Source organism: Candidatus Erwinia haradaeae (assembly GCF_900698965.1).
GTDB classification, from domain to species: Bacteria; Pseudomonadota; Gammaproteobacteria; order Enterobacterales; family Enterobacteriaceae; genus Erwinia_E; species Erwinia_E haradaeae_A.
On record NZ_LR217725.1, the window covers coordinates 165742 to 176733 of the forward strand.

A 10992-nucleotide genomic window follows, 5' to 3' on the forward strand; every position below is an offset into this window, starting at 1 on the left:
GAATAGATAAAGTGCATGCATTGAAGTCTAATTTAAGCACTACCTAGTAGATTACTAAATCTAGATATTGTGTTATTATTTACGCCTAATTCCAATTCATCGCAAATTTTTGCAAAAATATATAACAGGTCGAGTGCAATATATAAAAAATCTATAATTAATTTCTAGGTATGAAGTATGAATACGCAGTATTTAATCGAATTACAGATGAATTTCTATGTGTGAGCACGTTCTGTACAGATGTTAGTTGAAAAATCCATTATGAATCAATTACTTATAGTTATAGATCATAGTTATAGTATAGATCATAGTTATAGGTCGTAATGGATTTAGCTTTAGATTTTTGTATTGTTCTGTCTACGGCCATCAAGAATACTAGATGTTCTCTCTATATTTATATTTTTATCTTTCGTAGGTATCTGCATAATTAAACTGTTTTGTGCCTGTGTTGTTATAATTTGAGAAGACTAGATTGTAATAAGTGAATCGTCTATTTACTTAGATCATATGTAGTATGAGACATTCTAGTCATTGACTATTTGAATGATCATTTTGGAGACTTACTCAGTTAACTTCTATTCATTACCGCAAGAGTTAATTTCTATTCATTACCAAAAGGTCACCAGGACCATACAGATGGTATAGAAAAAATTTTTTGACATTGTATATTTTATCAATATGTATGCGTAATATATGCAGGCCAATTCCCATGTATAAGAAAGCATCAAAAGCGTGATTATCAGTCACAGTGTTTGTATAGGCATACAATATTCGTAGAGATAGTTTATCAGATTTATTTTATAGATAGCTTATGATATCTATCTACTAGATATCTTGTGATATTTAGCAACATTGGATAATGTATTCTATTTAGATAATGTACTATAATTTAATAGAGTAACTAGATTCATAAGAGTTTAGATAGATATTTTCTTGACTTAATCTATCTTTAACATCATATATCCTTGAGGAATCAAGAGGTCATGACAGCATCATTTTTAATGTGTCAGTTTGAAATTCAAAGAACCAATGTAGCATTATTATGAGATATTTGAATAATATTTTTTCTTTTTTAAAAAAGATAAGACCAGTTTAACGCCTTATGATGACCATGAATGCTTCTGATCTGCTATTGCATTTAAACATGCAACAGCGTGTAGCTGTATCCGCACCGCGTTCAAATTTTTTGGTATTAGCAGGAGCTGGTAGTGGAAAAACCCGTGTATTATCTTATCGCATTGCTTGGTTAATAGAAATAGAAAAATGCTCTCCTCAGTCAATTATCGCAGTAACCTTTACTAATAAAGCAGCTAAGGAGCTGCGCGAAAGAGTAAGAGAATTAATTGGCACTGATCAGAGTGGCATGTGGATTGGTACTTTTCATGCTTTATCCCACCGTTTTTTATGTTCTAACTATATTGATGCCAATTTACCAAAAGATTTTCAGATCCTTGATGCTGATGATCAGTTGCGTTTACTCACACGCTTAATGAAGGGTATGAACATTGATCAGAAAAAATGGGTACCTCGTCAGGGCGTTTGGTATATAAATGATAAAAAAGAAAAAGGCTTGCGCCCAAATCAGTTAAAAAAATCTTTTTATCAGGTTGATCAGATGTGGTTACGTGTTTATGAGGTTTATCAAGAGGCCTGTAATCGTTCTGGATTAGTAGATTTTACTGAGTTGATCCTACGTGTCTGCGAATTATGGCAGTCTAAATCAGAGATTTTACACAACTATCATAGACAGTTTACTAATATTTTAGTAGACGAATTTCAAGATACTAATGCTCTTCAATATTCCTGGCTTCGTACGCTCTCTGGAAAAAATAGTAAAGTAGTGATTGTTGGTGACGATGATCAATCAATTTATGGATGGCGAGGCGCGCAAACAAAAAATATCCAGCAATTCTTTAAAGATTTTCCATTAGCAACTACTATGCGTCTCGAAAGAAATTATCGCTCAACCTTTAATATCCTTAAAGCTGCAAATACTTTAATAGCTAATAATAATCGTCGCTTAGGCAAAGAACTGTGGACTGCGGCCTCTGATGGGGAGCCAATTCTTCTTTATCGCGCCTTAAATGTATTTGACGAAGCGCGCTTTGTAGTCAATTGTATTGAATTACATGCAAAGGACCGCAAGTCGCTACGTGATTGTGCTGTATTATATCGTAATAATTCGCAGTCGCGAGAGGTAGAAGAGGCATTAGTACAAAGAAACATTGCATATCAGATTTACAGTGGTATTCGGTTTTTCCAAAGAAAAGAGATAAAAGATTCCATCGCGTATTTGCGCTTAATTGCTAATCGAAATGATGATGTTGCTTTTGAACGTGCTGTGAATACCCCTCGCAGAGGTATCGGCCTTCATACCCTTGAGATGGTGCGCCGGATATCATGTAAGCGTCAGATAACATTATGGCAAGCCTCTCAGGAGTTATTGAAGAATGAAGGACTGTCTGCCCATGCAGCCGTTTCTTCTTTAAAGCGCTTTATTCAATTAATAGATTCTTTAGAGAAATTAACTAGTTATATGCCATTACATATGCAAACAGAGCGTATCCTTAAGGATTCCGGTCTGTGGTTGATGTATTCAAAAGAGAAAGATGAAAAAGGTCAAACACGTATTGAGAATTTAGAGGAATTGATAAATACTACTAGACAGTATTATAGTGATCCAAATGAGGATACTAATTTTATTTCTCTTAAATTATTTTTAGCTCAAGCTGCACTAGATATAAACATAGACGATGGTGTCCAGAACCAGGATGCTGTGCAGCTAATGACTATACATGCCTCTAAAGGTCTTGAATTTCCACAGGTTTTCATTATTGGAATGGAAGAAGGTGTCTTTCCTAGCCAGTTTGCTGTACAAGAGAGCCATAGGCTAGAGGAAGAGCGTCGTCTTGCCTATGTTGGTGTTACCCGTGCAATGAAAAGACTGATCTTGAGTTATACTACAATCCGACGTATCTATGGTAAGGAAGTATCTTATCCGATCTCGCGCTTTGTTAATGAGATACCAGATATATGTATAAACAAAGTAGAGTATAATTCACAAAACAATCTAGCCCTGAAATATAATACTACACATGATAAAAGTATTATACATAGCAGTGGATTTTCGATTGCGCAGAGGGTACAACATGAAAAATTTGGTGAAGGGATAATTGTTCATATCACAGGGCATGGTGAGCAGACACGCCTACAGGTGAATTTTCGACAACAAGGTGTTAAATGGTTAGTGGCTCTATATGCCAAGCTAAAAATTAGATAATTACAAATAGCGTTCTAACTGATAAAAAGCATTCTCATTTTTGTGTAGTAATTAAAGTGAAACCGTCTGTAAAATAGTCATTTGGTGGCTTGTTGGCATGATGTAGTGCACTAAAAACAAATAGATTTTTTTAAAGTTTGTATGCGGTTTGAATGCGAATGATATACAATCAGTGGGAGAGAGCGAAACAACAGAAGAACAAATAACGCTCTAGGTATCAGTCTGTTAGTTAAATAGTAGTGTTAAACAACAGGCGCAGAAGAATAAAACGTGCTTCTCTGCTAGTAGGCACTATAATAGATAGTAGGCACTATAATAGATAGTGCTTTAGATCATCTGAAGAGATGATTCTTCTCATTAAATAGCGCACGACATGAGCGATGCCTCTTAATGATTTCATCATATGATCTATTCTGCAATAATATAACAATATTTACTTCATTGTAGATTATCTATCCTATAGATCACTATATATTGATCATGCTACTATATATTGAATATTAATTACTATATCTGGATAGATAGATATGGATATAAATATATAGATATTACATTAGATGATCGTTTTGGATATTAGATATCCGCATTTTTGGTTTACTATCATTGCATATTCTGTTTAATAGTTATGTGTTTTGCTACATGACACCGTTCATACAATTCATTATCAATAATAGGTGATGTGATAGTATATCAAATATCAATTTTTTCTTTTAATATATATTTATGTTGATAAATGTATGCTGGGAGCTTTGTTAGCTTTTTATGCATAGATCATGGGTACTGTACTCGTGATATACAATAAATTTATTAATCAGGCAGTGACTGGTTTTCACAAGATAGATCAAAATGATAGTTACTGTGCTTTGATAACTTAATAATAATTTTTTAACTATTGAAATATAACATAAAATTCTCTATATGTAAAGCTATGACGTACTGTGTCTCTATGACACATGATCAGCGTTATAGATTATCTTTCTGTATATTCTACTGTTCTACTGTTACTGATTAGCTATGAAAACATTCAAGACATGTCATAAACATGCAGTGTCGACAGATCTATGATGATCTAGATAGTATAGTACAACATCATGTATAGCAGAGGCATATCATATTGTTGAAATATCTAACATAGATATTATTTATATTTTGTATTTGGTTTATTCAGGACACATCATGCTGTAAAACTATAGGTATTGGATATGTTTAAGCACTACAGTGTTATAACTATTGAATGTATACAGTGCTAAGAATGTCCCCTGGGTCTTGGGTAAGCTTCTAAAATCATGAGATCGATTAGAAAACATCCCTAAGACAAAATAAGAAAATAGATACAGCTAATGACTCATCGCTACCTAAGCTAATCTAAGATAATCTTATAATAACGATTTAAGTTAATGGTGCTCAATAAAAAAACTCTCATATGGGTGCAATAATAGAGTATATACGAGGTACAACTTTTTATACTACAATGAATTATTATATCTCAGGCTAGTTATATATGGCGCTTTCTATGGTGCATGATAGGTGGAATAATCACTATGTCAGATCTTGAATATCTGCAAAAGAAAAAAAATGCAATCAAGGGCGGGTTCTATAATCGTCTAAAACTTAGCTTAGAGCAGACACGTAGTTACTTGGTTGATGGAGTAATGCATTTATTACGAGGGAAAACCATTGACAAGGGCTTACTCAAAGCGCTAGAGGATCAGTTGTTAATGGCTGATATTGGTATAGATACCACTAATCGTGTTATCCGTACTTTAGAGGCTCAGATAAATGATAAAAAAATTGATAATGAAGAATTGCTGTATAGACAATTAAAAACTAATTTATCTGAGATTTTATGTAAAGTTGAGGTACCTCTTGATGTTTCAGGAAGATTGCCATTTATTGTTTTAATGATTGGTGTTAATGGTGTTGGAAAAACCACTACTATTGGAAAGTTAGCGCGAAAGTTTCAGAATGAAGGTAAATTAGTGATGTTAGCTGCAGGAGACACCTTCCGTGCAGGAGCTATTGAGCAACTAGAAGTCTGGGGATCACGTAATAACATTCCGGTGATAGCACAACCAAGTGGCTCAGATCCTGCGGCAGTAATTTTTGATGCTATACAAGCTGCAAAATCACGCCATATGGATGTCCTGATAGCAGATACCGCTGGACGCTTACAGAATAAAACATATCTTATGGCTGAGATAAAAAAAATCATTCGTGTTATGAAAAAATTAGATTGTAGCGCTCCTCATGAGGTTTTATTAACTATTGATGCTAGCACTGGGCAGAATGCTATCAGTCAAACTAAATTTTTTCATGAAGCTATTGGCCTAACTGGCATTACTTTAACTAAGTTAGATACGACGGCGAAAGGTGGTGTTATATTTTCAATAGCTGATAAATTTAACATTCCGATTCGGTATATTACTGTTGGTGAAACCTTAGAAGATTTACGTGTTTTTCAAGTTAACTCTTTTATAGATGCGCTGTTTTCTCAAGAATAGGCTCTGGTCTGAATTAGATGCGCCTGAATTGTGTCGGTTTAGATTAAGAATTTTTGGGTGGCACTATGATGATTTATGTGCAATCCTCGTTAAGATAATCATTGGAGAACCAGGCATAGGATATTCAGCCCAGTATAAGTTTATCTAAAAAAGTATCATATGTTTCATTGTATAAAAGAAGATTTTTTTAAAAAAGCCTTGGCTGTGTTATGTACAGTGCCTATTGTCTTTGTAAGACATGTATTGTCACACAAGAAATCACTGTCACTCTATCAATGATACCTCGAGCGTGACAAACTAGATTTATTGGTGCATATCAATATCATATAACATAAAGACAGCATGCACACAGATATGGATTGGAGCTATATCTGTGTGCATGCTGTCTTTTAAACTAGCTTAAGTAGTGTCTCTTGCAGTAATGTTAAGAGCAAAAACGCCAAATCACATTTAAATTGTATTATTGGGTACCTAGATTCTTAATGCATAAGCGCATGAACTTTACCGCTCTTGGATTGAATAATGAATAGTGGGGACTCCTTAGTAACTAGTGGTTTAGCTTGAAACCCTGTATTATCTAATTTTTGTCGAGACATTATAGCGCCATTTTTAGGATTTACCCAGTGAAGATAACCTTTACTATCACCTACAACTAAATTTTTGTGATATAGTATTGGCGGTGTGAGATGACGGTGTAACAAGCTGTTCTGTTGCCAGATCTGGGTGCCATTGTCCATATTAAGAGCTAGCAAACGATCATCTTGGTCGACTAGGAATATATGCTTTTCATCATCAGTAATCATATCATGTATCGAACTAATATAACGATGCCATAGTACATGGCCGGATTGTATGTCTAGCGCTGCCAGATCACCGTTATATGCTAAAGCATATACTACCCCGTTTATAATTAAAGGGGTTGTGTCAACATCAGATAATTGCTGTGCTCCAGTGATGCTTCTATGATAAGCAATACGCTGTTGCCATATAATCTGACCTTGATTAATTAAAATCGCACTGACGGAACCATTATCACCTCCTACAATTGCAGTACCACATGTAGTAGCTGGAGAGGACTGGCCGCGCAAACTAAATTTAGGCACTTCAAGATGGACCGACCATTTCACGACACCATTGAACTGATCTAGAGCTTGTAGCAGACCATTACTAGTATGCACCAGTACAAGATTATCACTTACTACCGGAGCAGATAGCACCTCGCCCATGACATTCGTTTTCCAGGCGATTGATCCATCATCACGATTGAGAGCAAAGACTGTAGCACGCTCGGTTCCAATATAGATATAATTACTATTAAGTGTTACCCCACCGGCCAGCAATGCTGGCCGGTTTGCAGAGAAAAAGGATGTATGATCTGAGAGATTAACTTTCCATTTTTCTTTACCGTTTACTGCATTAAGAGCTTTTACTATGCCATTTCGATCAGCAGCATAAACAGTATTATTAGAATATCCTGGACGTAGATTAGAGTAAAAGTGACTAACATCATTACCAATATTGGTGCTCCAGATTTTCTCTGGATTAAACTGGTTGTGTATTTTTGGTAGTATGGATATTTCTTCGAAATTATCTGTACCGCTAAACCATGAGCACCCATTCAGTAAGGCAAGTAATACACAGTTTCTTGCCAAGAGTTTAATAAATATCATTACATTCCTTATTGTATTAGATGCACGGGCACTCTATTAAAAAATCCTCTTAAATTTTATTGATATCCTTCTGCGTCGAAATGGACTATGTTTTATGCTATCAATAATGTCATACACTGTACTTAAGAGATGAACGCGAAGAGATTCGTGATAAAATCATCTAACCAACTAGAGTTCCATGTACTATCAATGAGAATTGATAGCTTATGCTGTATTACTCAATAAATCATAAACATCTAATATTTGGTGTGTAGTTTAACACATTACATAGTTTTTACAAAATTTATAGACGCTTGATCCCAGTTTACTATATTCCAGAACGCCTTAACATAATGCATTCGTTGGTTTTGATATTTTAGATAGTAAGCGTGTTCCCATATATCTAAGCCAAGGATTGGAGTACCAGACGTACCACAGATTAATTCTCCCATAAGGGGATTGTCTTGATTAGTGGTGGATACTACTAATAATTTATTATTTTTGCGCACTAACCAAACCCAGCCAGAACCAAAACAAGAAGACGCCGCTCTTTCAAAGGTCTCTTTAAAATGATCTATACTACCGAAATCGTTTTCAATAGCTTTCTTTAGGTCTCCCTTTAAATGCGTATTAGGTTTTAAGCCTTTCCAAAAAAAGCTATGATTTGCATGCCCTCCAGCGTTATTGCGTAATATATTTTTTTTATTATCAGGTACTTGATCTAATGCGGAAATTAGATGCTCAACTAGAGTATCTGAAAACTCAGTACCTGCCAAAGCGAGATTTGCGTTATCAATATAAGTCTGATGATGTTTAGTATGATGAATAAACATCGTAGTTTGATCAAAATAAGGCTCTAGTGCGTTATATGCATAAGGTAGATCTGGTAGTGTATAACTCATATGCTATCTCCAGTGTACTTGGTGTAATCTACTGTAATGGTGATTGCTACTAATGCTCTGATAATTACCAGAAAAGAGCAGCAAATCACTGGCATTGTATACTACAATACAACTAGTAAGGAATAAAGTAATAAAAGATATATTTCTGCAGTAATATCACTGACATTTTACTCAATGCGGTAAGTAAAAGCTGTTATTAATAACTACTATCATGATTTTGTGGTGCTTTTCATTGACGTGATTTACAACAGTGCGTACGAATTAATCTGTTATCGGTGCTACAAGTGCTATAATGCATAATGCAACACAGATCCCTGTTTTATGGTTTATAAAAGTTACATAAAATGTAGATGTTTACTGTAACTATGGTTTTTGTACTATTTTGTGGCTTGTATCTGTGCATGATGCTACATCATTATACAATGAGAGACTTAGGAAGTGATCGCATGGTGGGTTGAATAATTAAAGGCTATACGTTTCTAACGCTGATATCGCCAATTTTAGGCTCATTTCTGAGTTTAGTATTATCATATAGTTTTAGTATTATATTATTTTTCTCCTAAAGAGCTGCTGTTATAATTTGTGTCCATTAAATGTTATTCATTTTCGACAAACTGTATTTGACTAGATATTTTGTGAGCAACACTTTCTAGAAACTGTTCTAACTAAGCATATTGATACTAGCATGTGCTAAATAAGTTAAGTAACCGGTTAGGTCAGAAGTATGTGGCTCATTATGGTCTATATTCAAGCCTTCTGGTAGTACTATGTATTGAGATCTAAGATAAAGCCTAATTTTCTAGTGTTTCATAACTAATTTTCTAGCGTTTCATAAAAAGAACTTCTACTGATAATGCCGTTGTTGTTATGTACACCGCCCTTCTCACGATTATAGTTATGAATAATATTAAGGAGCAGTTATGAGTATAAAAAATGTTCCAGATGGTTGCAATCTGCCTGATGATATTTATGTTATTACGGAGATTCCAGCTTACTCTTATCCTATAAAATATGAAGTGGATAAATTAACCGGGGTTTTATTTGTCGATAGATTCATAGCAACCACCATGTTCTATCCCTGTAATTATGGCTATGTAAATTACACCCTATCTGAAGATGGAGATCCAGTAGATGTGTTGGTGCTCACGCCTTATCCACTTCAGATAGGATCGGTTATCCGTTGTCGTCCTATTGGCATGCTGCAAATGACTGATGAGTCAGGTCCAGATGCTAAGATCATTGCAGTACCAATAGAGAAGCTAAGCAAAGAATATGGGCATATTCAAGATGTATCGGATCTATCAGAACTACTGCGCAATCAAATTCAACATTTTTTCGAACAATATAAGGCCTTAGAAGGGGGAAAATGGGTTACAGTGGACGGCTGGAAAAACGTTACAGCCGCAAAGGATGAAATTCTTTCTTCTAGCAGGAGATTTCAGGCGCAAAACATAGGTTGAGTGCTATTAAGAATCTACAGAGTGATCAGTCTATACACAATTCATTACCATCATCGTTTAATGATATTCGTCATGGTTAATATATGCTTACAGTTTCCATAGAGAGGTATTCGCTGATGTATATCTATAATAAATGCATATCTGAATAATATTATCTATAATGAAATTATGCACACAAAAACAGAACATATATTGCTGAGTTAATAAAAATTAACTTAATTTCAAATAGATTAATATGATTTTTATTAATCTTGGTATGTATTGTCTTTTCAATGTATGGTGATTTTTCTGGTTCTCATAATTTTCATCAAATTTGTTTTGATACTTATGATGTATTGATAGCTTCATTATATGTGTTGTATCTTTAGTGTGTTGTATCTCTAGTACAGTTGTTCTTGAGACGCATTCTCGTAGTACGTTATTAGATAAAATATACTTTAATATTGTTCTTTAATACTGTTATTGAAGTATATCGCAACAAATATTTGCTACGTCTTCACTTCTTTCTGACTATTTTAGATTTTATTGAAAGGCGATTTTGATTATGGCAACCACAAATACTATTTTTAGTAAAATTATTCAACATGAAATAATAGCAGACATTATTTATCAAGATGAGTTAGTCACAGCGTTTCGTGATGCCTCTCCTTGTGCTCCGACACATATTTTAATTGTACCAAATATTCTAATTCCAACACTTAATGATGTAGCTGATCACCATGAGGCTCTACTGGGGCGCATGATTATTTTAGCTTCTAAAATTTCCAAAACTGAAGGGATTTCAGAAGATGGGTATCGTTTAATTATCAACTGCAATAAACACGGAAGACAAGAGATATATCATCTTCACTTACATCTAATTGGAGGCTGTCCGCTGGGACCTATGTTAGTTAATAATAATATTAAGTCTTAATTAATATTAAAGATAAGTTTTTTATTTTTAGCTTCGTTATAATTAAACCCTAGTAGTCTTACACAAAAACAAGTTTAGCTTATAAATTTTTTCAGAATTATAAAAGAATTTTTATGAAAGTTCTATGAATAAAGAAGTGCATTAATGTGATCAGCCATTGCTGCTAAACAGAGCAGAGCACAATCAATAGAATGGTTTATCGAGAACTATTTGATACGCTATTTGTAGTAAAATAAACTTTTTAGTGATCTCAAATTAAATAGCAAGATTTCTGTTATTGCTTGTAT

General features: G+C 34.2%; 5 protein-coding genes and 1 pseudogene. 4 read left to right on the plus strand and 2 right to left on the minus strand.

Annotated elements, in window-relative coordinates; translation table 11 throughout:
* Positions 1-1111: 1111 nt before the first annotated feature.
* Both uvrD and ftsY read left to right on the plus strand, forming a co-directional pair.
* Entirely contained in the window at positions 1112-3280 is a 2169-nt protein-coding gene (gene uvrD, locus CIPSTX3056_RS00525; protein ID WP_072666513.1) for a DNA helicase II, read from the plus strand.
* A 1553-nt stretch (positions 3281-4833) separates the two neighbouring features.
* Positions 4834-5781, plus strand: a pseudogene (gene ftsY / locus CIPSTX3056_RS00530) (signal recognition particle-docking protein FtsY); the annotation flags it as partial.
* 479 nt (positions 5782-6260) lie between these two features.
* On the opposite strand, the gene bamB reads toward ftsY, so the two are convergent.
* Both bamB and CIPSTX3056_RS00540 read right to left on the minus strand, forming a co-directional pair.
* Positions 6261-7451: an outer membrane protein assembly factor BamB gene (bamB, locus tag CIPSTX3056_RS00535; RefSeq protein ID WP_072666027.1), complete on the minus strand. Its 1191-nt coding sequence runs from the start codon at positions 7449-7451 to the stop codon at positions 6261-6263.
* A 263-nt stretch (positions 7452-7714) separates the two neighbouring features.
* Positions 7715-8332 (minus strand): Fe-Mn family superoxide dismutase, encoded by a 618-nt coding sequence (locus tag CIPSTX3056_RS00540; protein ID WP_072666028.1) that lies wholly within the window; start codon positions 8330-8332, stop codon positions 7715-7717.
* Positions 8333-9252: 920 nt separating this feature from the next.
* Here CIPSTX3056_RS00540 and ppa point away from each other — a divergent pair.
* Complete coding sequence (gene ppa / locus CIPSTX3056_RS00545) at positions 9253-9792, plus strand: inorganic diphosphatase (RefSeq protein ID WP_072666029.1); 540 nt, start codon at positions 9253-9255, stop codon at positions 9790-9792.
* A gap of 544 nt (positions 9793-10336) precedes the next feature.
* Positions 10337-10705: an HIT domain-containing protein gene (locus CIPSTX3056_RS00550; protein ID WP_072666030.1), complete on the plus strand. Its 369-nt coding sequence runs from the start codon at positions 10337-10339 to the stop codon at positions 10703-10705.
* Positions 10706-10992 lie beyond the last annotated feature (287 nt).

What these genes read in the sequence shown, in the direction of transcription:
- CIPSTX3056_RS00550 (WP_072666030.1), top strand. Translation starts at nt 10,337, where the DNA reads ATGGCAACCACAAATACTATTTTTAGTAAAATTATTCAACATGAAATA.
- ppa (WP_072666029.1), top strand. Translation starts at nt 9,253, where the DNA reads ATGAGTATAAAAAATGTTCCAGATGGTTGCAATCTGCCTGATGATATT.
- uvrD (WP_072666513.1), top strand. Translation starts at nt 1,112, where the DNA reads ATGAATGCTTCTGATCTGCTATTGCATTTAAACATGCAACAGCGTGTA.
- bamB (WP_072666027.1), bottom strand. Translation starts at nt 7,451, where the DNA reads ATGATATTTATTAAACTCTTGGCAAGAAACTGTGTATTACTTGCCTTA.
- CIPSTX3056_RS00540 (WP_072666028.1), bottom strand. Translation starts at nt 8,332, where the DNA reads ATGAGTTATACACTACCAGATCTACCTTATGCATATAACGCACTAGAG.